This window comes from Blautia sp. LMAG:36 (assembly GCF_008680535.1).
Classification (GTDB): Bacteria; Bacillota; Clostridia; order Lachnospirales; family Lachnospiraceae; genus Blautia_A; species Blautia_A fusiformis.
Genome location: NZ_NALB01000003.1, coordinates 304,486 through 327,521 on the forward strand (window position 1 = coordinate 304,486; position 23,036 = coordinate 327,521).

The 23,036-nt window shown below is 46.2% G+C and carries 18 protein-coding genes, 2 tRNA genes and 2 rRNA genes; 19 read left to right on the top strand and 3 right to left on the bottom strand.

Annotation, left to right across the window (positions count from 1 at the left end):
- Window positions 1-71: 71 nt before the first annotated feature.
- The 4 genes from CCC17_RS01585 to CCC17_RS01600 all read left to right on the top strand — a co-directional run bounded on the left by CCC17_RS01585 (window position 72) and on the right by CCC17_RS01600 (window position 3,989).
- On the top strand, window positions 72-1,361 hold the full coding sequence (locus tag CCC17_RS01585; RefSeq protein WP_021651522.1) for an ABC transporter substrate-binding protein: 1,290 nt from the start codon (window positions 72-74) through the stop codon (window positions 1,359-1,361).
- A gap of 60 nt (window positions 1,362-1,421) precedes the next feature.
- On the top strand, window positions 1,422-2,309 hold the full coding sequence (locus tag CCC17_RS01590) for a carbohydrate ABC transporter permease (protein ID WP_118513151.1): 888 nt from the start codon (window positions 1,422-1,424) through the stop codon (window positions 2,307-2,309).
- Between the two features lie 83 nt (window positions 2,310-2,392).
- Window positions 2,393-3,127 carry a carbohydrate ABC transporter permease gene (locus tag CCC17_RS01595; protein ID WP_243101071.1) on the top strand — a complete coding sequence of 245 codons (735 nt, stop codon included), beginning with the start codon at window positions 2,393-2,395 and terminating at the stop codon, window positions 3,125-3,127.
- 13 nt (window positions 3,128-3,140) lie between these two features.
- Window positions 3,141-3,989 (top strand): MBL fold metallo-hydrolase, encoded by an 849-nt coding sequence (locus CCC17_RS01600; RefSeq protein WP_182433930.1) that lies wholly within the window; start codon window positions 3,141-3,143, stop codon window positions 3,987-3,989.
- Between the two features lie 111 nt (window positions 3,990-4,100).
- Here CCC17_RS01600 and CCC17_RS01605 read toward each other — a convergent pair whose 3' ends face one another.
- Window positions 4,101-5,585: a DUF1846 domain-containing protein gene (locus tag CCC17_RS01605; RefSeq protein ID WP_118513148.1), complete on the bottom strand. Its 1,485-nt coding sequence runs from the start codon at window positions 5,583-5,585 to the stop codon at window positions 4,101-4,103.
- A 175-nt stretch (window positions 5,586-5,760) separates the two neighbouring features.
- Here CCC17_RS01605 and ftsH point away from each other — a divergent pair, with 175 nt between their 5' ends.
- The 4 genes from ftsH (at window position 5,761) to CCC17_RS01625 (ending at window position 11,826) form a co-directional block, all read left to right on the top strand.
- Window positions 5,761-7,899 (top strand): ATP-dependent zinc metalloprotease FtsH, encoded by a 2,139-nt coding sequence (gene ftsH / locus CCC17_RS01610; protein ID WP_118513147.1) that lies wholly within the window; start codon window positions 5,761-5,763, stop codon window positions 7,897-7,899.
- Window positions 7,900-7,971: 72 nt separating this feature from the next.
- Entirely contained in the window at window positions 7,972-9,819 is a 1,848-nt protein-coding gene (gene uvrC, locus CCC17_RS01615; protein WP_118513146.1) for an excinuclease ABC subunit UvrC, read from the top strand.
- A 110-nt stretch (window positions 9,820-9,929) separates the two neighbouring features.
- Window positions 9,930-10,877, top strand: a complete 948-nt coding sequence (hprK, locus tag CCC17_RS01620) for an HPr(Ser) kinase/phosphatase (protein ID WP_021651515.1) — start codon at window positions 9,930-9,932, stop codon at window positions 10,875-10,877.
- A gap of 13 nt (window positions 10,878-10,890) precedes the next feature.
- On the top strand, window positions 10,891-11,826 hold the full coding sequence (locus CCC17_RS01625) for an ROK family glucokinase (RefSeq protein WP_138277122.1): 936 nt from the start codon (window positions 10,891-10,893) through the stop codon (window positions 11,824-11,826).
- A 177-nt stretch (window positions 11,827-12,003) separates the two neighbouring features.
- Here the strand turns inward: CCC17_RS01625 and CCC17_RS01630 are convergent, their stop codons facing one another.
- Window positions 12,004-14,601 (bottom strand): transglycosylase domain-containing protein, encoded by a 2,598-nt coding sequence (locus CCC17_RS01630; RefSeq protein ID WP_287082393.1) that lies wholly within the window; start codon window positions 14,599-14,601, stop codon window positions 12,004-12,006.
- Window positions 14,602-14,780: 179 nt separating this feature from the next.
- Between CCC17_RS01630 and CCC17_RS01635 the strand changes: the two genes are divergently transcribed.
- Complete coding sequence (locus tag CCC17_RS01635) at window positions 14,781-15,437, top strand: YigZ family protein (RefSeq protein ID WP_138277124.1); 657 nt, start codon at window positions 14,781-14,783, stop codon at window positions 15,435-15,437.
- 104 nt (window positions 15,438-15,541) lie between these two features.
- On the opposite strand, the gene CCC17_RS01640 is transcribed toward CCC17_RS01635, so the two are convergent.
- Complete coding sequence (locus CCC17_RS01640; RefSeq protein WP_118623612.1) at window positions 15,542-16,060, bottom strand: peptidylprolyl isomerase; 519 nt, start codon at window positions 16,058-16,060, stop codon at window positions 15,542-15,544.
- Between the two features lie 93 nt (window positions 16,061-16,153).
- Between CCC17_RS01640 and tsaE the strand changes: the two genes are divergently transcribed.
- From tsaE to rrf, 10 genes are all read left to right on the top strand, one after another.
- Window positions 16,154-16,594 (top strand): tRNA (adenosine(37)-N6)-threonylcarbamoyltransferase complex ATPase subunit type 1 TsaE, encoded by a 441-nt coding sequence (tsaE, locus tag CCC17_RS01645; RefSeq protein ID WP_015525922.1) that lies wholly within the window; start codon window positions 16,154-16,156, stop codon window positions 16,592-16,594.
- Entirely contained in the window at window positions 16,591-17,316 is a 726-nt protein-coding gene (gene tsaB, locus CCC17_RS01650; protein ID WP_138277125.1) for a tRNA (adenosine(37)-N6)-threonylcarbamoyltransferase complex dimerization subunit type 1 TsaB, read from the top strand. The genes tsaE and tsaB overlap by 4 nt, the downstream gene beginning before the upstream one ends.
- Window positions 17,313-17,756 (top strand): ribosomal protein S18-alanine N-acetyltransferase, encoded by a 444-nt coding sequence (rimI, locus tag CCC17_RS01655; protein WP_138277126.1) that lies wholly within the window; start codon window positions 17,313-17,315, stop codon window positions 17,754-17,756. The genes tsaB and rimI overlap by 4 nt, the downstream gene beginning before the upstream one ends.
- A 77-nt stretch (window positions 17,757-17,833) precedes the next feature.
- On the top strand, window positions 17,834-18,745 hold the full coding sequence (locus CCC17_RS01660) for a ribonuclease Z (RefSeq protein WP_118513248.1): 912 nt from the start codon (window positions 17,834-17,836) through the stop codon (window positions 18,743-18,745).
- Between the two features lie 5 nt (window positions 18,746-18,750).
- Window positions 18,751-19,770 (top strand): tRNA (adenosine(37)-N6)-threonylcarbamoyltransferase complex transferase subunit TsaD, encoded by a 1,020-nt coding sequence (tsaD, locus tag CCC17_RS01665; RefSeq protein WP_138277127.1) that lies wholly within the window; start codon window positions 18,751-18,753, stop codon window positions 19,768-19,770.
- A 21-nt stretch (window positions 19,771-19,791) separates the two neighbouring features.
- Window positions 19,792-20,496, top strand: a complete 705-nt coding sequence (gene ispD, locus CCC17_RS01670; RefSeq protein ID WP_138277128.1) for a 2-C-methyl-D-erythritol 4-phosphate cytidylyltransferase — start codon at window positions 19,792-19,794, stop codon at window positions 20,494-20,496.
- A gap of 166 nt (window positions 20,497-20,662) precedes the next feature.
- Window positions 20,663-20,748: transfer RNA gene (locus CCC17_RS01675), tRNA-Ser, on the top strand.
- Between the two features lie 138 nt (window positions 20,749-20,886).
- Window positions 20,887-20,975, top strand: a tRNA-Ser gene (locus CCC17_RS01680).
- A 244-nt stretch (window positions 20,976-21,219) separates the two neighbouring features.
- Window positions 21,220-22,749 (top strand): 16S ribosomal RNA (locus CCC17_RS01685).
- Between the two features lie 61 nt (window positions 22,750-22,810).
- Window positions 22,811-22,928: ribosomal RNA gene (gene rrf, locus CCC17_RS01690) — 5S ribosomal RNA — on the top strand.
- Window positions 22,929-23,036: the final 108 nt, after the last annotated feature.

Below are 23,036 nucleotides of genomic sequence, written 5' to 3' on the forward strand. Positions count from 1 at the left end.
AAGTGTGCACTGTTTTGATATTAAAAATTATAATATAATGAGTTCATCAAAAAAGAACGGAGGGTTTACAAATGAAGAGAAGAAAGGTGACAGCGTGCGCAATGGCAGCGCTCATGGCAATGGGGCTTGTTGGAACAGTGATGCCGGTTTACGCAAAAAGTAATCTGAAAAATGCAGACGATGTAGTTGAGATCAAGATGGCAGTGTGGACTTCCGGAGCTGCGGATATTTACAATAAGGCAGCGGAAGGGTTTAATCAGACTCATGATAATATAAAATTATCTGTGGAGATGCAGTCCGGAGATTATAACCAGTATCTTGGAGCAAAGACAGCGGCAAAAGATCTGCCGGATCTTTTTGAAGTAAGTTCTTATTCCCAGGTATATGATTTTGCACAGAACGGGCTGCTGGCAGACGTAAGCGATCATGAGTTTGTGGACAAACTTTATGACAATGCAAAAGAAGCAGTTACTTATGATGGCAAAGTGTGGGGATTTCCACAGATGTATGAATGGTGGGGTGTACTTTATAATAAAGATCTTTTTAAAAAAGCAGGAATTGAAAAAGTGCCGGAAACTTTTGATGAGATGAAAGCAGTCTGTGAAAAACTTCAGGCTGCGAATATTACACCATTTACCGCTATTTATAAAGATAACTGGACAGTAAGTCAGGAATTCTGCTCCTTGTTCGGAGGAGTACTTGGTGGAAAAGATAAGATCGACAGCTGGCTGGATTCCATGAATAAGGGAGAAGGAAGCTTTAAGGTGGATGGCGTAGACAGAGTCTTTGATTTTATGGATCTTATGAAAGAAAATTCCGGACAGAATTATATGGATTCGGATGCGGCCACAGGATTTTATGCATTTGCAAACCAGGAGGCAGCAATGATCTTTCTTTCAGATGCGGCAACGATTTCTGTAGGAAGTGTAACACAGGATCTTCCCATCGGATTTTTTGCAGTTCCAGTAAGTGACAACGCAGATGATGCAGAAGTTGTGGCATGTGCAACAGATGCGATCGTGGCCAACGCAAACGGGGAACACTTGGATGAAGCCCTGGAGGTGCTTGATTATATCGGAGATGGTGGGGACTGGCTGAAAACAGTGACCAACAGCTACGGCGGCTTTATGGCTTGCATGGACATTGAAGCAGATGATGAAATTGCAAGTAAGGATTATTATAAAGATCTGAAAGCGTATATGGATGCAGGAAAGGTTAGAAGTACTTTGTGGAATCAGCTTCCAAGCGGAGCAAGCGATGTTCTGGGCGATGATGTCCAGGGGTATTTTGCAGGAATAACCGATGAAGATCAGACACTGGATGCGCTTGATGAAGGATTTAAAAAGCTTGCAGAAGAATAAACACACAGGAAAACAGGCGGACTTTTAAAAGTCCGCCTGCTATATACGGGGGTAGGAAACATGTCGGACATTTTATACAGAAAACAGAAAAAATATTATTTCCTTCTTGTGCTGCCGGCACTGTGTATTTATACCTTTGCGCTGGCAGGACCGTTAATTTTTGGAACGATCCCGAATTCATTTTTCAGTTGGAATCTGATCAAAGGAACGCATAACTGGATCGGAATAAAAAACTTTGTCGATTTGGTTCATGATAGAGATTTTATACAATCCATGTTTTTGACGTTTAAACTTGCAGTGGTTACGATTGTTCTGACCAATGTACTGGCTTTTTTTATAGCTCTGGCGTTGAATACACATATTTTCGGTAAGCCAGTGATCCGGGCGTTCTTTTTTATTCCGAATATTATCAGTGGAGTTATGATCGCCTTGGCGTGGACATTTATTTTTCAGAAAGTAACACCAATAATTGGAGAACTCTTACATTCGGAAGCAGTAAAAAGTTTCAGCTGGTTCGGGAGTTCGACAGCAGCATTTGCGGCGGTATCAGTAGTTACCGTGTGGCAGGGTCTGGGATTTTTGATGATCCTTTACATCACAGGTTTGCAGTCGATTCCTCTTGATGTGATGGAAGCGGCATGCATTGACGGATGTGTGGGCCTGAATCGTATTATAAAAATCCAGCTTCCGCTTCTGATGCCAACGATTACGATCAATCTGTTTGTATCTATTGCAAATGCATTTAAAGCATTTGATATTAACTACGCTTTAACAGGCGGCGGACCTTCAAAAACAACACAGACGATTGCCATGAATATTTATGATGATGCATTTGGAACTTTTAATATGGGGTATGGCTGTGCGAAATCGGTGATCCTGTTTTTGATCATAGCAGCAATTTCCTTGATTCAGCTTAATATTACTAGAAAAAGAGAGGTGCAGTCATAATGACATGGAAAAAGAAAATTGCAGGTACCGCAGCAATGTTTATATTGGGCTTTATTTTTATTTTACCGGTATTGTGGATAGTTATGAATTCAATTAAAACAAGTCCGGAAATTGCGGCTGATTTTCTGGCATTACCAAAATTCTTATATCTTGATAATTTTAAAAATGCCATGGAAAGCATGAATTTTTTAGTTGCATTAAAAAATTCTGTTGTGATTACTTTGGGAGCCATGTTGGGCGGGCTGTTTGTATCGTTTGCCGGCGCTTTCGGAATCTCACATCTTCGTGGGAAAATCTCACAGAATCTGTATCTGTATTTTGTTTTCGGACAGATCGTGCCGTTTCATGCAGTTATGATTCCCATTTCTGTACTTGCTACAAATACCAATCTTACCAATTCTCTTGGAGGAATTATCATTCTTGATATTGGATTTTTCTGTGCGTTTGGAATTCTGACATTTACGGGATTTTTGAAAAATGTACCTCGGGAGCTGGAAGAAGCAGCCGCGATAGATGGATGTGGAGTTTTTCGAATTATGACGCAGATCGTATTTCCACTTGTTAAACCAGCAACGGTCACGATTGGTGTATTGTTTTTTATGTGGTCCTGGAATGACTTTCTGCTTCCAAGTATTCTCATTGGAGACAGTGAACTGAGACCGTTGACGGTAAATCTTTTCATGTTCAGAAGTGCTACCAGCACACAGTGGAATCTGTTTATCGCAGGACTCACCTTGTGCATTATTCCCACAATTATCCTTTACATCTGTGCACAAAAATATATTACAAGCGGACTGACAATGGGAGCTGTAAAATAAAGGAGGAATGAAGATGCAGTTATTCAGGATCATTCCGTTGGAAAAAGATCTGTGGGCGATCAATGAAATAGATAAGACGGTTATGTATGTGATAAATGGAACAGAAAGAGCTCTTCTTCTGGATACGGGACTGGGACTTACCGATTTAAAAGAAGAAGTTTTGAAACTTTGTGGAGAAAAATCTCTGATTGTTGTAAATACTCATGCTCATGTGGATCATAATTCAGGAAATCATCAATTTGAAGAAGTATGTGTGGGAAGGTATGACGAACCTTTTTCCCATCAGATCGTAGACCAGGAGCTGAGAGAAATGTCTGAGCTCATGTTCTTTGAAATTCCTGAAAAAGAAGGATTCTCGTTTGAAATGTGGAATCCCGGACCGGCAAGAAAAATCTGTACAGTCAGGGATGGGGATATCTTTGATCTGGGAGATAAAAAGCTTAGAGTTCTGGAAGTTCCCAGTCATACCCTGGGTTGTATTGCATTGTTTGAGGAGAAGAAAGGATGGCTTTTTACAGGAGATATCATGCTCACCTGGGAAGTGTGGGGACATTTGAATCCTGGAAAAAGTCCGCTTGCCCCATCTGCTTCTTTGCGTGTGTACTATGAAAGCCTTTTAAAATTGAAGAAAATCAGAAAAAAAGTAAGCAGCGTTTTTCCTGCCCATGTCTGCGAAAAAGAAAAAGACTGTTATAAAAAGTATGCGTTATCTCCGGAAATTATAAATATATATTGTGACGGAATTGAGAAAATATTTTCAGGAGAACAGAAAGATGAACCTTATTTTCATATGGTCGAAAACGGAAGTGTTGTGAAATTTACAACAGGTGGTATTGTCTATCAGAAAGATAGGATGAATTAAATAGGAAAATATCGGCAAGTTGATTGATTATAGATTCCCTCAAAAAAAATCCCCTGTACGGTTCGGCGTTTGTACGTAGATCCGGCACAGGGGATTTTGGTGTTTATAAGATCAGACTTTCTGATATTCTTTCTTTTTCTCAGCCTTGGCCTCGCAGGTAAGCTCAATACCAAGCTTACGGAAGCTGATCACATCCACATCGGAAAGCATTACGGAAGTATGAACCTGGCATCCACGGAGATTCGGGATCTGTTCCAGGGCAAGGCGTGCGGCATCGCTGGTTGTAGCACTCATGGAAAGGGCGATCAGGATCTCATCAATGTGAAGACGTGGATTTTTGCTTCCAAGATATTTGGTCTTCAGCTGCTGGATCGGATGGATGGCATCAGGGGAGATCACATGGAGATCGTGATCGACACCTGCCAGCTCTTTCAGGGCATTGAGAAGAAGAGCAGCGGATGCGCCGAGAAGATCGGAGGTTTTTCCGCATACAATCTTTCCGTCGGGAAGTTCCAGAGCGGCAGCAGGGCCATTGGTTGCTTTTTCCTTTTCGAGGGCAGCCGGAACAACCTTACGGTCAGTGATCTCTGCATGAGCCTGCTGGAGAAGAAGCTCGATCTTACGTACCTCATTCTCTGTGCCGGAGCCGGAAACCAGAGCGTTCATGCTCTTATAATAACGACGGATGATCTCCTGGCGGGAAGCCTCCTGGCATACTTCATCGTCAACGATGCAGTTACCTGCCATGTTGACACCCATATCTGTCGGAGATTTATAAGGGCAGCTGCCCATGATCTTCTCAAACATGGCCTGTACAACAGGGAAAACTTCTACGTCACGGTTATAGTTGACGGTAGTTTTGCCGTAAGCCTCCAGATGGAACGGGTCGATCATGTTGACATCGTTCAGATCTGCAGTGGCAGCCTCGTAGGCAAGGTTTACCGGATGTTTCAGAGGAATGTTCCAGATCGGGAAGGTCTCGAATTTTGCATAGCCGGCTTTTACTCCACGTTTGTATTCGTGGTAAAGCTGGGAAAGGCAGGTTGCCATCTTTCCACTTCCTGGTCCCGGGGCCGTGATCACGACCAGCGGTCTGGTAGTTTCAATATAATCATTCTTTCCATAACCTTCGTCACTTACAATGAAGGAAGTGTTGCTTGGATAGCCGGGGATCAGGTAAAGCTTGTAGACACGGATTCCCAGCTTCTCCAGACGTTTTTTGAAGAGATCGGCACTTTCCTGGCCGGAGTACTGTGTGATGCATACGCTTCCCACATACAGGCCACGGCTTGTAAACGCATCCATAAGGCGGAGAACGTCTTCGTCATAGGTGATCCCAAGATCGCCACGTACTTTATTCTTGTCAATGTCATTGGCGCTGATAACAATAACGATCTCCGCCTGATCAGAAATCTGCATCAGCATGCGGAGCTTGCTGTCCGGTTCAAAACCCGGAAGAACACGGGATGCATGGTAGTCGTCAAACAGTTTGCCGCCGAATTCAAGATAAAGCTTGTTGCCGAACTGACCGATTCTTTCACGGATGTGTTCTGACTGCATTTTCAGATATTTGTCATTATCAAAACCTATTTTCATTTGTCTGATTTCCTCTCCTATTTAATTTTCCAATTCACTGGGAACAGTATACTACAACTTTACGTTCACTGGCAATATCCAGTGCGGTGTTTTTTTGATGGTATTTTTGTAATCTCGCAGTTGATTTATATGGTTTTTCTCTTTATAATAAAGAAATGACAAGAGGAGGAAAAAAATGAATAATCAATTGAATAATGATCAGGACGGGAAGCGACCTGACAATAAAGATCCCAGGCAGGGATCAGGTAAAAATCATCAGTCGATCCTGGCTTTTCTGATATGCCTCCTGGTCACACTGGTGTGCTTCGCGTTGTTTACCAATATGCTGAAGGATAACAGCAGTGAGATATCCTATGATAAATTTATCGATATGGTGGATAAGGACCAGGTTAAAGAAGTAACGATCCAGTCCAGTACATTGACGATCGTACCCAAGAAAAAGAATTCCAAGTACGAGGATATGAGCTATTACACCACGAAGACCGAAGACAGCACAGCACTTACCAAGAGACTGGAAGGAAAGGGAATCAAGTTTGAGACCGATCCGCCGGATGTTTTTGGTGAGTTTGTTGCGATGATCCTGAGCGTGGTTCTGCCGACACTGCTTCTGTTCGGACTTCTGATGTTCTCCATGCGCCGCATGAACAAAGGCGGCGGGATCATGGGCATGGGCGTAGGCAAGAGCAAAGCCAAGGCCTATGTGCAGCAGGAAACGGGAGTTTCCTTTAAGGATGTGGCAGGTCAGGATGAAGCCAAGGAATCACTCCAGGAAGTTGTGGATTTTCTTCACAACCCCGGAAAATACACAGCCATCGGAGCTAAGCTGCCTAAGGGCGCACTTCTTGTAGGCCCTCCGGGAACCGGTAAGACATTACTTGCCAAGGCAGTTGCAGGTGAAGCGCAGGTGCCGTTCTTCTCTCTTTCCGGATCAGAATTTGTGGAGATGTTTGTGGGCGTGGGTGCCTCACGTGTCCGTGACCTTTTCGAGGAAGCCAAGAAGAATGCTCCGTGTATCGTATTTATCGATGAGATCGATGCCATTGGTAAAAGCCGTGATTCCCGCTATGGCGGCGGAAATGATGAGCGTGAGCAGACATTAAACCAGCTGCTTGCGGAGATGGATGGCTTTGATACATCCAAGGGACTTCTGATCCTTGCTGCAACCAACAGACCGGAGGTTCTTGATCCGGCTCTTCTCCGTCCGGGACGTTTTGACAGACGTGTGATCGTTGACAGACCGGATCTTAAAGGAAGGGTGGATATCCTGAAGGTACATGCCAAGAACGTGCTTCTGGATGACACCGTTGATTTTGAAGCTATTGCACTTGCAACTTCCGGTGCGGTAGGTTCTGATCTTGCTAATATGATCAATGAGGCTGCGATCCTTGCAGTCAAGAAGGGACGTAAAGCTGTATCACAGAAGGACCTGGAGGAATCCGTAGAGGTAGTCCTGGTGGGAAAAGAGAAGAAGGACCGTATCTTAAGCAAACAGGAACGTCGGATCGTATCCTACCATGAAGTCGGACACGCACTGGTAAATGCACTCCAGAAGGATGCGGAGCCTGTACAGAAGATCACCATTGTACCCCGTACCATGGGAGCCCTGGGTTACGTTATGCAGGTACCTGAGGAAGAAAAATATCTTAACACCAAAAAAGAACTGGAAGCTATGCTGGTAGGCTATCTTGGCGGACGTGCTGCAGAGGAGATCGTTTTTGACACAGTCACTACAGGTGCTGCCAATGATATCGAGCAGGCTACCAAGGTGGCCAGAGCCATGATCACACAGTATGGTATGTCTGAGAAGTTCGGACTGATGGGACTTGCTACACAGGAGAACCAGTATCTCAGCGGAAGAGCAGTTTTGAACTGTGGTGATGATACCGCAACAGAGATCGATCATGAGGTGATGAAGCTTCTCCACCATTCCTATGAGGAAGCCAAGAGGATCCTTGGAAGTCACAGAACAGAGATGGATAAGATCGCGGAATATCTGATCCGCAAGGAAACCATTACAGGTAAAGAGTTCATGAAGATCCTCCGTGCAGTTCAGCAGGGCCTGGATATCCCGGAGAATCTGGATGATCTGGTACTTTCCGAGGATGAAAAAGAAGTATCCGATAAACGGGGCATTGAACTGATTGCAGAAAATAACGAGGCAGCAAAAAATACAGAATCGGTTCCGCGCAGAACTGAGATATCCGGGCAGGAACTGACAGAGAATATGCAGGCACCGGAGAAAACAGAAGAATCTGTTCAGAAAACAGATAGCGATCATGCAGAAACAGAAGAAAAGCCGGGATCACAGGCATAAAACAGATCATCATAAAACCGGGAGAAATCCCGGTTTTATTGTTACTGCAATGGTAAAACAGGAGAATAAATTATGTTCATAATCGAGGAAGAATTAAAGAAACTGCCGGCAAAACCGGGAGTTTATATCATGCATGGCGAGAAAGACGAGATCATCTATGTGGGAAAAGCCATCAGTCTGAAGAATCGTGTGCGCCAGTATTTCCAGAGCAGTCGTAATAAAGGTGCCAAGATTGAACGGATGGTTACACATATTACCAGATTTGAGTACATTATTACGGACTCTGAGCTGGAAGCCCTTGTGCTGGAGTGTAATCTTATCAAGGAGCATCGTCCAAAATATAATACCATGCTCAAAGATGACAAGAGCTATCCGTTTATTAAGGTGACAGTTCATGAGCCATACCCGAGAGTGCTTTTTGCCAGGAGAATGAAAAAGGACAAGGCAAGATATTTTGGCCCCTATACAAGCGGCGGAGCAGTAAAGGACGTGATCGAACTGGTGCGGAAACTGTATCAGGTACGCTCCTGCAACCGCAGTCTTCCGAGAGATACCGGAAAGGACCGGCCCTGTCTGTACTATCATATGAAACAGTGCAAGGCACCCTGCCAGGGGTATATCAGCCAGGAAGAATATCGAAAGAATATCAATAAGGTGATCAAATTTCTGAATGGAGATTTTCAGGACGCCATTAGTGAGCTGATGGAAAAAATGCAGAAAGCTTCGGAGGAAATGCGCTACGAAGATGCTATGGAATACCGGGATCTGATCAGCAGTATCCGGAAGATCGGGGAACGGCAGAAAATCACCGGCTACGGGCAGGAGGACAGGGACATCATTGCAGTAGCAATGGATGACAGTGAAGACCTCAGGGATCAGGATGCGGTTGTCCAGGTGTTTTTTATCCGGGATGGCAGGCTGATCGGCAGAGATCATTTTTATCTCCGTGTGGCAAAAGGCGATACAAAGGCGCAGGTCCTTTCAAGCTTTCTGAAACAGTTTTATGCGGGAACGCCATTTATCCCATCTGAGATCATGCTGCAGTGTGAGATCGAAGATGCAAATATCATAGAGGAGTGGCTGTCAGGAAGAAGAAAGCAGAAGGTACACATCCGGGTCCCGAAGAAGGGAACAAAGGAAAAGCTGGTAGAACTTGCCCTGGAAAATGCCCGTATGGTACTTGCCAAGGACAGAGAACGGATCAGGCGGGAGGAAGGACGAACCATCGGAGCTGTTCACGAGGTGGAAGAATGGCTGGGACTGAAAAATGTGGTGCGCATGGAAGCCTATGATATTTCAAATATCAGTGGCTTTGAGTCTGTGGGATCCATGGTAGTTTATGAAAAAGGTCGTCCCAAACGCAGTGATTACCGTAAGTTCAAGATCAAATGGGTACAGGGCCCCAACGATTATGCCAGCATGGAAGAAGTTCTGACCCGAAGGTTCACTCATGAGAGTAACGGCGAATTTGACAGCTTTGCAAGGCTTCCGGATCTGATCCTGATGGATGGTGGAAGAGGGCAGGTAAATATAGCTATGAAGGTGCTGAATGAGCTTGGGATAAGCATCCCGGTTTGCGGTATGGTCAAGGACGATCATCATCGGACGAGAGGCCTGTATTTCAACAATGTGGAGATCCCTATTGATACATCCGGCGAAGGCTTCCGCCTGATCACCAGGATCCAGGATGAAGCCCACCGGTTTGCCATTGAATACCATCGTTCCCTCAGGAGCAGGGAACAGGTCCATTCTATCCTGGATGATATCCCGGGGATCGGTGATACCAGGAGGAAAGCCCTTCTGCGTAAATTTAAATCTGTGGAAAATATCCGGGATGCATCGGAGGAAGAACTGGCACAGACAGAGAGCATGAATGCCAGAAGCGCCCGTCAGGTCTATGAATTTTTTCATAAATCCTGATGCTGCATTGCAGTTTCAGCAGTGATTGTGTATAATTGAAGATAAGGTGTCTCACGCCCCGGTAAAACGGCAGTGAGAATGCAAACTTTCAGCGAAAAGGAGACAAAAGTATGAAGGGTGTACAGTTGACAAAAATGGTACAGGAACTGGAGCTTAATAATCTGACTCCGGAGATCGACCTGTCAGGCATCGTGATCAAGACTGCGGAGATCAACAGACCTGCGCTTCAGCTTACCGGATATCTGGAGCATTTTGCCAATGAACGAGTTCAGATCATCGGATATGTAGAGTATACGTATCTGATGCAGCTTAATGAGGAGGAGAGACGTTTTAAATATGAACGTTTCATTTCCAGCAAGATCCCATGTGTCATTTTCAGTACCATGACCCGTCCGTCTCAGGATATGATCGATCTGGCTGTTAAATATAATGTTCCGACATTCGTGACAGAAAGAACAACTTCCAGCTTTATGGCAGAGATCATCCGCTGGCTGGGCGTGCAGCTTGCACCATGTATTTCGATTCATGGTGTGCTGGTTGATGTTTACGGCGAGGGAATCCTGATCACAGGTGAGAGCGGTATCGGTAAGAGTGAGGCAGCCCTGGAGCTGATCAAGAGAGGCCATCGTCTTGTCAGTGATGATGTTGTTGAGATCCGTAAGGTCAGTGACGTAACACTGGTGGGATCTGCACCGGATATCACACGTCACTTTATCGAACTTCGTGGTATCGGTATCATTGATGTAAAAACACTGTTCGGTGTTGAGAGCGTTAAGGATACCCAGTCTATCGATCTTGTGATCAAGCTTGAGGAGTGGGACAGAGACAAGGAATACGATCGTCTTGGACTGCATGAGGAGTATACAGAGTACCTTGGAAATAAGGTGGTATGCCATTCTCTTCCGATCCGTCCGGGCCGTAACCTGGCGATCATCGTTGAGGCAGCGGCTGTCAACCACAGACAGAAGAAGATGGGATACAATGCGGCAGAGGCTCTGTACAAGCGTGTACAGGCAAATCTTGCGAAAAAAAGAGAAAATCCGGATGACGAAGAATAAGAGAGGGTAAGAAATGAGAACATATTGTTTTGGAATCGATGTAGGTGGAACAACTGTAAAATGCGGACTTTTCCGCACGGATGGTACTCTTGTTGAGAAATGGGAGATTCCCACCCGTAAAGAAAATAATGGAGATCAGATTCTTCCTGATGTGGCAGCAGCAGTAAATGCCAAGATGGAAGAAAAGGGTATCTCCAAAGAGGATGTGGAAGGCGTCGGAATCGGTGTTCCGGGACCGGTAAACTCCAAAGGAGAAGTATCATGTGCAGTAAATCTCTACTGGGGATATAAGAACGTTGTTGGAGAGATGGAAGAACTTACAGGCCTTCATGCTGAAGCCGGAAATGACGCCAATGTAGCGGCATTGGGAGAGGCATGGAAGGGTGCTGCAGCAGGCTCCTCCGATGTGATCATGGTAACACTTGGAACAGGTGTAGGCGGTGGTATCATTGTTGACGGAAAGATCGTGACCGGACATCATGGTGCCGGCGGCGAGATCGGACATGCCAATGTGGATCATCATGAAACAGAAGCCTGCAACTGCGGAAACAGGGGCTGTCTGGAACAGTATGCTTCTGCGACCGGAATTGTCCGCATGGCAAAAAAAGAGCTTGCAGCTTCCGGTGAGAACAGTGTTCTCAGAGATGCCGGAGAGATTTCAGCAAAAGCAGTTCTGGACGCATTTAAGGAGAATGATCCGGTAGCTGTAGCAACCATGGAAAAGGTCGGAGAGCAGCTGGGTGGTGCTCTTGCCATTATTTGCTGTGTGACAGATCCGGAGACCATTGTTGTCGGCGGAGGAGTTTCCAAGGCCGGACAGCCGCTTATTGACTGTATCCGGAAATATTACAGAGAGTATGCTTTTGAATCCTGCAAGGATACTCCTATCGTGATCGCGACACTTGGCAATGATGCAGGAATCTACGGTGCAGCCAGGATGGTACTTTAACCGAACCAGGGAAGTCCCCTGCTTCAATTGCGAAAAGCAATAAGCAGGGGGTGGGACTTGCCTGAACTGATAAACTGCGAGACAGTAAGAAGTTATTAAAAGTAAAAAAAGTGGTTTCCATAATTTCAGGAAACCACTTTTTTATATGGTGTTTATGAAAGATACGTATGCTGGAGGTCATTCATAATATTCTACCGGATCTTCGCCGGTGTCATCGCTGCCATCATCGCCACCGGTGTTGTCGTCTGTTCCGGAATTGTCAGTATCATCACCGGTATTCTCGGAACCGTCATCGGAACCATCATCGGAATTGTCAGTACTGTCCGGAGCTGCGCTTGGAATCGCTTCAGCTGCTGCATCGGTATCGGCGTCCGTATCTTCGTTATAATAATAGTCCTCTTCATCGTAATCGCTGCTGCCGTAGAAATGCTGATCGCAGTATTCGGTGGGAAGACTGGAGATATCAAAATACTCTGTGATAGTCGGGCATCCGGATCTGGGAAGAAGACCGGTTTCTGCGCAGACACTGGCTTTTTCCACACTGGAAGGCATATCGAAATCTCTGTCCTCCAGGCCTTCGTGGATACGGGTCATAACCTTTTTCCAGAGGTTTTTGTGGAAGTTACGGGCATCTTCCGGAATTTTTTCGTTGTTGTCATAGCCGGACCATACTGCACAGGTGTAGTACGGTGTGTAGCCTACAAACCACAGGTCATTGTAGTCCTCTGTAGTACCTGTTTTTCCGGCTACAGTCATATTGTCCAGCTGGCAGGCGGTACCGGTACCTTTTTTTACAACGTCTTCCATGGCGCTTGTAAGAAGATAAGCAGTACTGTCTTTGATCACAGATCTGGAAACGGAGGAGTTCTCGATCAGAACATTTCCGTCATGATCAAGGATCTGTGTATAATAGATCGGTTTGATATAGTTTCCGCCATTGGCAATGGCTGCATATGCAGCACAAAGCTCCACGTTCTTGACACCTTTGGTGATACCGCCAAGAGCAGTAGCCAGGTTGGCGTCACTCCAGATATTTCCGTTGGCATCTTTATCTGCCTCAGTTCCGTGAGCCAGTGTGGTGAAACCGAAATCATCCAGATATTTAAGGCCGAGAGCCGGGGTAACCTGTTCCAGACATTTAACAGCTACAACATTGATGGAATTCTGGATCGCTTTACGGATGGTGGTCTCACCGCCATAGCTTCTTGAGGCATTGTTGACAGGAGATCCGTCTGGGTATTCGTAAGGCTCATCCATAAAGGTTGTAGCAAGTGTATCGCCTTTTTCGTTTAACGCCGGTGCATAGGTGGAAACAATCTTAAAGGTAGAACCAGGCTGTCTGGTCGTATCAGTGGCACGGTTCAGGGTCAGGCTGGCTGTTTTTTCGCCACGGCCTCCGATCAGGGCTTTTACGTAACCGCTATGCTGGTCAATGACAGTCATGGAAGACTGTGGCTGTGGCGCAAAGTTTACACGCTCAGATACTACGGTGCTTCCGTCTGCTAGGATGTTGGCCTTGTACTGATCCACATACTGCTGACCTTCCTCAGGAGAATCAAAGAGAAGATCAAATTCCGGATCCTGATCGCGGAAATACAGCTGCAGCATTTCTTTGCTGTAGTTGGTCTGTTTTCCATCCGGACCTTGTACAGTCAGTGCATAATCCAGTTCATACTGAACATTGGCCGGATAGTTGTCAGGGTTCGCATATTCCTCATCAAGGATCTGCTGCATGTTGGAATCCAGGGTTGTCATGATCTTCAGACCACCGCTGTAAAGAAGATTGGTAGCCTGTGTCTTGGTATATCCTTTAATGTTCATCAGGTCGCTGATGACCTGATTGGTAACCTCATCTTCGAAATACGTGTAAACAGTACTTTCTTCTTCGGTGTTCTCAAGCTGTGCGGCCTGGATACGGGAATAAACGTCATCATTCAGTGCTGCATTATATTCATCCTGTGAGATGTAATTCTGATCCAGCATGTGATCCAGGACTTCCTTACGTCTCTTAGAGTTCGCTTTTGGATTGGTGATCGGATTGAATTTGGTAGGGTTCTGCGTGATGCCGGCAAGGGTGGCACATTCAGAAAGATTCAGATCCCATACGTCTTTGTTAAAGTATTTTTTGGAAGCGGCCTGTACACCGTAGGAACCTGCACCCAGGTTAATGGTATTCAGGTAATTCTCAAGAATCACATTTTTGTCATATTTTTTTTCAATCTGTACAGCAAGGTACTGCTCCTGGAACTTACGTGTGAAACGTTCCAGCTGTGTGGATTCGTTGGTCCAGTCAGTGAAAACATTATTCTTCAGAAGCTGCTGTGTGATGGTACTGGCACCCTCGGAAAAGTTACCGGTGGTGACCGCCTTCATTGCGGCACGTGCGATACCGCGGACATCAATACCGTTATGTTCATAAAAACGCTCATCCTCAATGGCTACCACTGCATGCTGCAGACTGACCGGGATCTGGTCCAGGGAGACCGGAAGACGGTTGGATGTAGGGGCTGAAAGCTGTCGGATCTGTGTTCCCTGGTCATCATACAGGAAGGTTGCATATCCGAGAGGTGAAATATCCACATCGTTGACGTCAGGTGCTCCGGCGATCACGCCCCGGAAGGAGCCGATACCAAGGCAGACAACCATGACGCAGACTGCGATCAGAGCTGTAAATAAAACCCGGATAAACGAAACATGTGCTCTTTTTTCCAGCATGGAAGTACGGGAGATCAGAGCATTCCGCTTCTTGGAAGTGGATCTTTTTCCGTAGTTCATAATATTCCTCCTTTATAATCCGTTTTATTATAACAAATATGGAAAGCCAAATAAAGCCTTAAAAAAAATTTCACAATTCATGATATCTTATACATTGTGCAATGAAGATAATTATTATACAATAAAGAAAACTCTGCCTGAAACAGAGGGTTTGGATACAGATAACGGAGGCGTAAACCATGCTGGAACATTATAAAACCATATACGAAGGTGGCGAAGGCGAACTTGTGGAAAAAAAATCCCGTTTTATCGCAACCGTCCGTCCTGTGGAAACTGAAGAAGAGGCCCTTGCCTTTATCGAAGAAATGAAAAAAAAATACTGGGATGCACGTCATAACTGCTATGTATATTCCGTAGGGATGAACCGGGAAGCCACCCGCTGCAGTGATGACGGAGAACCATCCGGAACAGCCGGAAGGCCTATGCTGGATGTGCTGCTGGGAGCTGGGATCTATAACGCAGCCATTGTGGTGACCAGATATTTTGGAGGTGTCCTTCTTGGGACAGGAGGGCTTGTGCGGGCATATTCCGGTGCAGTCCAGGCAGGACTGGCGGCAAGTACTGTCATTGAAAAGCATCATGGGATATCCCTTCAGGTAACGACGGATTATACAGGAATCGGAAAGATCCAGTATATCGCAGGAGAAAGAAGTCTGCCGATTCTGGATTCCGAATATACCGATAAGGTTGTCCTGAAACTTTTGGTGCCGGATGACCAGATCGAAGAGGTAAAGAAGACGATCACAGAGGGAACAAACGGAAGAGCCGGACTTGAGAAAGATGCAGAGCTGTATTTTGCAAAAGTAAACGGAGAAGTGAAGACCTTCGAAAAATAAAAAAAAAGAGAATGTCGGTATAAAAATACCCCGGGAAGAGGTCAGAGGATCTGCGTTACAGTCTGCTCTTCGCGGGGCTTTTTTATTTCAGAAAATTATGCCTGTCAGCATTTCTCCGGTTCCGGATAATCCACACCAAAGGTATCAACAGTCACGGAGCTGATCTTCTGCTCGTCAAGAGGACGGTCACTGTAGTCCGTGTCTGTCTCTGCGATAGCATTTACAACATCCATACCCTCAATGATCTGACCGAATGCAGCATAGCTTCCGTCAAGATGCGGAGCAGCCTTGTGCATGATAAAGAACTGGCTTCCGGCAGAGTTCGGATTCATGGCTCTTGCCATGGAGAGAACACCTGGTGTATGCTTCAGGTCGTTTTTGAAACGGTTCTGAGAGAACTCACCCTTGATGCTGTATCCCGGGCCACCCATACCGGTTCCGTCCGGGCATCCGCCCTGGATCATAAAGCCGTTGATGACACGGTGGAAGATCAGGCCATCATAAAAGCCTTTTTTAATAAGGCTGATGAAGTTATTTACTGTGTTTGGGGCAACTTCCGGATATAATTCCGCTTTCATTACATCGCCATTATCCATTGTGATGGTAACGATAGGATTTGCCATAGTTTTCGCACTCCTTTTCAAAAAGTATTGTATTTCGCTGTTCGCTCTATTATAATATGCAAAGAATAATTGTGCAAGAAAAAGGTGGAAAATATGGTCATAGAAACGCATGATCCTGAGGAAACATTCGAGGTCGGAAGAACGATCGGAATGAATGCGAAACCGGGACAAATCTACACACTGACAGGCGATCTCGGAGTTGGAAAAACCGTGTTTACACAGGGAGTGGCAGCAGGTCTTGGAATTACAGAACCTGTAAACAGCCCTACATTTACCATTATCCAGGAATATGAAGACGGACGTCTGCCATTTTATCATTTTGATGTATATCGTATCGGGGATCTGGAAGAGATGGAAGAGATCGGATACGATGATTATTTTTTCGGGCAGGGAATCTGTCTGATCGAATGGGCGGAGCTCATTGAGGAGATCCTGCCGGAAAAAAGGATCGAAGTTACCATTGAAAAAGATCTTGAGAAGGGTTTTGAATACAGAAAGATCACCATTGAGGAGAGAGGAGAAAAGACAGAATGAGAGTTTTGGCACTGGACAGTTCCGGAATCGTGGCATCTGTAGCCGTTGTGGAGGACGATACACTGGTAGCGGAATATACAGTTAATTACAAGAAAACACATTCCCAGACTCTTCTTCCCATGCTGGATGAGATCGTGAAGATGACAGAGCTGGATCTGAAGACTATTGACGCTATTGCGGTAGCCAAGGGACCGGGCTCTTTCACCGGACTCCGTATTGGCTCTGCTACAGCCAAGGGACTTGGACTTGCCCTTGACAAACCACTGGTCGGGATTCCGACAGTGGAGGCACTGGCCTATAATCTCTATGATGTAAACGGGCTGATCTGTCCGATCATGGATGCTAGAAGAAAGCAGGTTTATACGGGAATCTACCGTTACGAAGATCACAGGCTCATGACGGTAAAGGATCAGATGGCAGTGGGAATCGAGGAGCTTCTTTCCATGCTGAATGATATGGGAGAAGCCGTAACATTTCTCGGAGACGGAGTCCCGGTATTTAAAAATACCATCGCAGATATGCTTACTGTACCGTTTTCTTTTGCACCGGCCCATCTTTCCAGACAGAGAGCAGGTGCTGTAGGTGCACTAGGTATCCTTTATTATAAAGAAGGCAGAACCGAGACAGCGGCTGAGCACAAACCGGATTATCTCCGCGTCTCACAGGCTGAGCGGGAGCGTGCCCAGAAATTGAAAAAAGGATCAGAAGGGGAAAACGCATGATCTTAAGAGAAATGCTTGTGGATGACCTGGATCAGGTTATGGAGATCGAAGAGGAGCTTTTTTCAGTCCCCTGGACAAAAGAGGGATTTCTGACATTTCTTATGAAAGAGAATGGGATGTTTCTTGTTGTGGAAGAAAAGGACCGGATCCTGGGATATTGCGGTCTTCTTACGGTGCTGGATGAGGGGGATGTGACCAATGTGGCTGTCCGCAGAGACCGTCAGAGAGAGGGAATCGGAAATTTCCTTATGGAAAGCATGATCCGTCTGGCAGAAGAGCGTGGGATCACCATGATCCATCTGGAGGTCCGGGCAGGAAATGAGACTGCGATCCGGCTTTATGAACGTCAGGGATTTGTGCGGGATGGCCTGCGAAAGGGATACTATACAGATCCCACAGAGGATGCTGTTCTTATGACACGCACTGCAGTTTCTGAATAGGCCTACCCGGGAGAGGTACTTGTCTGTACGGGATAAGTATGCTAAACTTTGCCACAGAACAGGAAAAGAGGAAAAATATGTTAGATGTTTGTTTACTTGGCTGCGGAGGAATGATGCCGCTGCCACGCAGATGGCTTACCGCGCTGATGACCCGTTATAACGGCAGCAGTCTGATGATCGATTGCGGGGAAGGCACCCAGGTGGCCATTAAAGAAAAGGGCTGGAGCTTCAAGCCTATTGATGTGATCTGTTTTACCCATTATCATGGGGATCATATCAGCGGACTTCCGGGACTCCTTCTGACTATGGGAAATGCAGACCGCACAGAACCGCTGACTCTGGTAGGCCCAAGAGGACTGGAACGTGTGGTAAGCGCACTTCGTGTGATCGCACCGGAGCTGCCCTTTGAAATTAAATTTATCGAGATCACGAAACCGGAGGAAGTTCTGGAACTGAATGGTTACCGGATCACTGCATTTCGGGTGAACCATAATGTTACATGCTATGGATATACCCTTGAGATCCTGCGCCAGGGAAAATTTTCTCCTGACAGTGCCAGAGAGCATGAGATCCCGCTGAAATTCTGGAATCCGCTGCAGAAGGGACAGACCGTTGAGGATGAAGGAAGGATCTACACACCGGATATGGTGCTTGGTCCGCCGAGAAAAGGGATCAAGCTTACCTATACCACAGATACCAGACCGACAGAGTCTATTTTACGTAATGCAAAAGACTCCGATCTTTTTATCTGTGAGGGAATGTACGGTGAAGATGACAAGATCGAAAAGGCAAAAGGCTACAAACACATGACGTTTCGTGAAGCGGCTACTCTTGCCCGTGATGCGGAAGTGGGGGAAATGTGGCTGACCCATTACAGCCCTTCTCTGGTACGTCCGGATGATTACATGGATACAGTACGTGAGATCTTTCCGAAGGCATGGCCGGGAAAAGACGGGAAGAGTGTGGAACTGAATTTTGAAGAGGACTGAAAAAAATGAAAGATACATTAATTCTTGGTATTGAGAGCTCCTGTGATGAAACAGCAGCCTCCGTTGTAAAAAACGGAAGGACTGTCTTATCAAATGTGATTTCTTCACAGATCGAGATCCATAAACTGTATGGAGGTGTTGTACCGGAGATCGCCTCCAGAAATCATATAGAAAGGATCAATCAGGTCATCCAGGAAGCACTGGACGAGGCAAACGTCACTCTGGATGATATTGATGCTATCGGTGTAACCTATGGACCGGGGCTTGTCGGTGCACTTCTTGTAGGTGTGGCAGAAGCCAAGGCTATTGCCTATGCAAGAAACTTGCCGCTGGTAGGCGTGCATCATATAGAAGGACATGTTTCTGCCAACTATATTGAGCATCCGGATCTGGAACCGCCGTTTCTCTGTGCCATTGTATCCGGTGGACACACCCATCTTGTTATTGTGAAGGATTACGGTCAGTTTGAGATCCTGGGCCGAACCAGAGACGATGCGGCAGGAGAGGCATTTGATAAGGTTGCACGTGCCATTGGGCTCGGATATCCAGGAGGTCCGAAGATCGACAGGCTGGCAAAGGAAGGAAATCCGTATGCTATTGAGTTTCCACGTGCAAAAATCGGTGAAAATCCATATGATTTCAGCTTCAGCGGCGTGAAGTCTGCAGTTCTTAATTATTTAAACGGGGCAAAAATGAAAGGTGAGGAAGTAAACCGTGCAGATATCGCAGCATCCTTCCAGAAGGCGGTTGTTGATGTACTGGTAGAGCATACCATGCAGGCAGCAGCTGATTTTGGCATGAAAAAGGTTGCTATTGCAGGAGGTGTTGCTTCCAATGGAGCACTTCGCACTGCTATGGAAAAAGCGTGTACAGAACATGGATACAAATTTTACCGTCCGTCACCGATCTTCTGTACGGATAACGCAGCGATGATCGGAGTGGCAGCTTACTATGAATATATCAGGGGAACACGCCACAGCTGGGATCTGAATGCGGTTCCGAACCTGAAGCTTGGCGAAAGATAAAAGAATCCGGGGTAATTGATCATGGGAGAGTGCAGAAATACAGCTATTGTTCTGGCAGCAGGTCAGGGAAAGAGAATGCACAGTAAAATACAGAAGCAGTTTATAGAGCTTGACGGGATGCCGGTGCTCTGTTATTCTCTGCGCTGTTTCCAGGAAAGTCCGTTGATCAGGGATGTGATCCTGGTAATAGGGGAAGAGTATGTTTCCTGGTGCAGAGAAGAAATCGTGAAAAAATATGGTTTTACAAAGGTTTCTGCTGTAGTATCCGGCGGAAAAGAACGGTACGATTCCGTTTATGAAGGACTTTGTGCGTGTAAAGACACAGAGTATGTACTGATCCATGACGGTGCCAGACCGTTTATTGATCATGGGATCATTGAAAGAGGACTTATGGCAGCGGCACAGACAGGTGCCAGTGTTACAGGCATGCCTTCCAAGGATACAGTTAAGATCGCAGATGAGGATGGGAATGTCAGTGAAACTCCGGATCGCAGCAGTGTATGGATCGTCCAGACTCCGCAGATCTTTCAGTACTCGCTGATCTATGGCGCATATACCAGTATTCGGCAGAAGGAAATGACCGGAATCACAGATGATGCCATGGTAGCAGAACATGAGACAGGGGTGAAAATCCGCTTTTCAGAAGGTTCTTATCGCAATATCAAGATCACAACGCCGGAAGATCTGGTGGTTGCGGAGGCATTTTTGAAGGAAAACAGAGAGTAGAACCGGGTGAAAATCCCAGTAAATATGGACATATAGCAGAAATTGAAGCTATATGTCCAATTTTTTGAAAAAAATATCAAATTTGTTATTGACAGGGGGGATATTTGATGATAGAATACAACATGCGCTGACAAAACAGCACAAAAAATGTTGAAAAACATTATATGGAGAGATATCGAAGTGGTCATAACGAGGCGGTCTTGAAAACCGTTTGTCCGCAAGGGCGCGTGGGTTCGAATCCCACTCTCTCCGCTTGTTAAGTACAAAATAAAAACTTTTTAAAAAAGTTAAAAAAGTACTTGACAATATAAAACATACGAGATATAATATCACCTGTCGCTGAGAACGACAGAGATGAATATCAGAACTACTTAGTAAGTAGGGCAATTTGGAGAAGTACCCAAGCTGGCCGAAGGGGCTCCCCTGGAAAGGGAGTAGGTCGTTAACGCGGCGCGAGGGTTCAAATCCCTCCTTCTCCGCTTTAATTTTTCTGGAGACTGAATACTTCAAAAAAATTAAAAAAAGTTCTTGACAAACAGTTGAGGATGAGATAAAATAAGCGAGCTGTCTGAGAGACAGACACAACAAACCTTGATAACTAAACAGTGAAACACATACGATTCTCGAAAATTTCTTTACATTTAAAGAACGGTTTAAACAAACCAAAAGCAGTAAAAACGAGAGATAGCCAAACGGTTGTCTTGAGTAAAAGATTCAAACATTTTATCAGAGAGTTTGATCCTGGCTCAGGATGAACGCTGGCGGCGTGCTTAACACATGCAAGTCGAACGGGAATTACTTTATTGAAACTTCGGTCGATTTAATTTAATTCTAGTGGCGGACGGGTGAGTAACGCGTGGGTAACCTGCCTTGTACAGGGGGATAACAGTCAGAAATGACTGCTAATACCGCATAAGCGCACAGAGCTGCATGGCTCAGTGTGAAAAACTCCGGTGGTATAAGATGGACCCGCGTTGGATTAGCTAGTTGGTGAGGTAACGGCCCACCAAGGCGACGATCCATAGCCGGCCTGAGAGGGTGAACGGCCACATTGGGACTGAGACACGGCCCAGACTCCTACGGGAGGCAGCAGTGGGGAATATTGCACAATGGGGGAAACCCTGATGCAGCGACGCCGCGTGAAGGAAGAAGTATCTCGGTATGTAAACTTCTATCAGCAGGGAAGAAAATGACGGTACCTGACTAAGAAGCCCCGGCTAACTACGTGCCAGCAGCCGCGGTAATACGTAGGGGGCAAGCGTTATCCGGATTTACTGGGTGTAAAGGGAGCGTAGACGGATGGACAAGTCTGATGTGAAAGGCTGGGGCTCAACCCCGGGACTGCATTGGAAACTGCCCGTCTTGAGTGCCGGAGAGGTAAGCGGAATTCCTAGTGTAGCGGTGAAATGCGTAGATATTAGGAGGAACACCAGTGGCGAAGGCGGCTTACTGGACGGTAACTGACGTTGAGGCTCGAAAGCGTGGGGAGCAAACAGGATTAGATACCCTGGTAGTCCACGCGGTAAACGATGAATGCTAGGTGTCGGGAAGCAAAGCTTTTCGGTGCCGCCGCAAACGCATTAAGCATTCCACCTGGGGAGTACGTTCGCAAGAATGAAACTCAAAGGAATTGACGGGGACCCGCACAAGCGGTGGAGCATGTGGTTTAATTCGAAGCAACGCGAAGAACCTTACCAAGTCTTGACATCCCTCTGACGGACTCTTAACCGAGTCTTTCCTTCGGGACAGAGGAGACAGGTGGTGCATGGTTGTCGTCAGCTCGTGTCGTGAGATGTTGGGTTAAGTCCCGCAACGAGCGCAACCCCTATCCTCAGTAGCCAGTATTTAAGGTGGGCACTCTGGGGAGACTGCCAGGGATAACCTGGAGGAAGGCGGGGATGACGTCAAATCATCATGCCCCTTATGATTTGGGCTACACACGTGCTACAATGGCGTAAACAAAGGGAAGCGAACCCGCGAGGGTGGGCAAATCCCAAAAATAACGTCCCAGTTCGGACTGTAGTCTGCAACCCGACTACACGAAGCTGGAATCGCTAGTAATCGCGGATCAGAATGCCGCGGTGAATACGTTCCCGGGTCTTGTACACACCGCCCGTCACACCATGGGAGTCAGTAACGCCCGAAGTCAGTGACCTAACCGCAAGGAAGGAGCTGCCGAAGGCGGGACCGATGACTGGGGTGAAGTCGTAACAAGGTAGCCGTATCGGAAGGTGCGGCTGGATCACCTCCTTTCTAGGGAAAAAAGTAGAGAAACAAGATGTGTTTTACTGTTTAGCTATCAAGCTGAAAGATTTCTGGTGCCGATGCGGTTGGGGGACACACCCGTTCCCATCCCGAACACGACGGTTAAGACCCAATCGGCCGATGGTACTGCACTGGAGACGGTGTGGGAGAGCAGGTGGGCGCCAGATCAAAAAAAAGAAAAACAGGAGAGATCCTGATGAGGATAGATGCTGGTTTTACCAGTGATCTGAGAGAAAAAGCTATTTTCCTTTCAGATGGCTGATAAAACATCAGCC

Excerpts from the sequence above, each read along its gene's own strand:
- tsaB (WP_138277125.1), top strand. The coding sequence starts at position 16,591 with ATGAGAGTTTTGGCACTGGACAGTTCCGGAATCGTGGCATCTGTAGCC.
- CCC17_RS01635 (WP_138277124.1), top strand. The coding sequence starts at position 14,781 with ATGCTGGAACATTATAAAACCATATACGAAGGTGGCGAAGGCGAACTT.
- CCC17_RS01590 (WP_118513151.1), top strand. The coding sequence starts at position 1,422 with ATGTCGGACATTTTATACAGAAAACAGAAAAAATATTATTTCCTTCTT.
- CCC17_RS01660 (WP_118513248.1), top strand. The coding sequence starts at position 17,834 with ATGTTAGATGTTTGTTTACTTGGCTGCGGAGGAATGATGCCGCTGCCA.
- uvrC (WP_118513146.1), top strand. The coding sequence starts at position 7,972 with ATGTTCATAATCGAGGAAGAATTAAAGAAACTGCCGGCAAAACCGGGA.
- CCC17_RS01585 (WP_021651522.1), top strand. The coding sequence starts at position 72 with ATGAAGAGAAGAAAGGTGACAGCGTGCGCAATGGCAGCGCTCATGGCA.
- CCC17_RS01600 (WP_182433930.1), top strand. The coding sequence starts at position 3,141 with ATGCAGTTATTCAGGATCATTCCGTTGGAAAAAGATCTGTGGGCGATC.
- CCC17_RS01630 (WP_287082393.1), bottom strand. The coding sequence starts at position 14,601 with ATGAACTACGGAAAAAGATCCACTTCCAAGAAGCGGAATGCTCTGATC.
- CCC17_RS01640 (WP_118623612.1), bottom strand. The coding sequence starts at position 16,060 with ATGGCAAATCCTATCGTTACCATCACAATGGATAATGGCGATGTAATG.
- rimI (WP_138277126.1), top strand. The coding sequence starts at position 17,313 with ATGATCTTAAGAGAAATGCTTGTGGATGACCTGGATCAGGTTATGGAG.
- ftsH (WP_118513147.1), top strand. The coding sequence starts at position 5,761 with ATGAATAATCAATTGAATAATGATCAGGACGGGAAGCGACCTGACAAT.
- CCC17_RS01625 (WP_138277122.1), top strand. The coding sequence starts at position 10,891 with ATGAGAACATATTGTTTTGGAATCGATGTAGGTGGAACAACTGTAAAA.
- tsaE (WP_015525922.1), top strand. The coding sequence starts at position 16,154 with ATGGTCATAGAAACGCATGATCCTGAGGAAACATTCGAGGTCGGAAGA.
- CCC17_RS01605 (WP_118513148.1), bottom strand. The coding sequence starts at position 5,585 with ATGAAAATAGGTTTTGATAATGACAAATATCTGAAAATGCAGTCAGAA.
- CCC17_RS01595 (WP_243101071.1), top strand. The coding sequence starts at position 2,393 with ATGAATTCAATTAAAACAAGTCCGGAAATTGCGGCTGATTTTCTGGCA.
- ispD (WP_138277128.1), top strand. The coding sequence starts at position 19,792 with ATGGGAGAGTGCAGAAATACAGCTATTGTTCTGGCAGCAGGTCAGGGA.
- hprK (WP_021651515.1), top strand. The coding sequence starts at position 9,930 with ATGAAGGGTGTACAGTTGACAAAAATGGTACAGGAACTGGAGCTTAAT.
- tsaD (WP_138277127.1), top strand. The coding sequence starts at position 18,751 with ATGAAAGATACATTAATTCTTGGTATTGAGAGCTCCTGTGATGAAACA.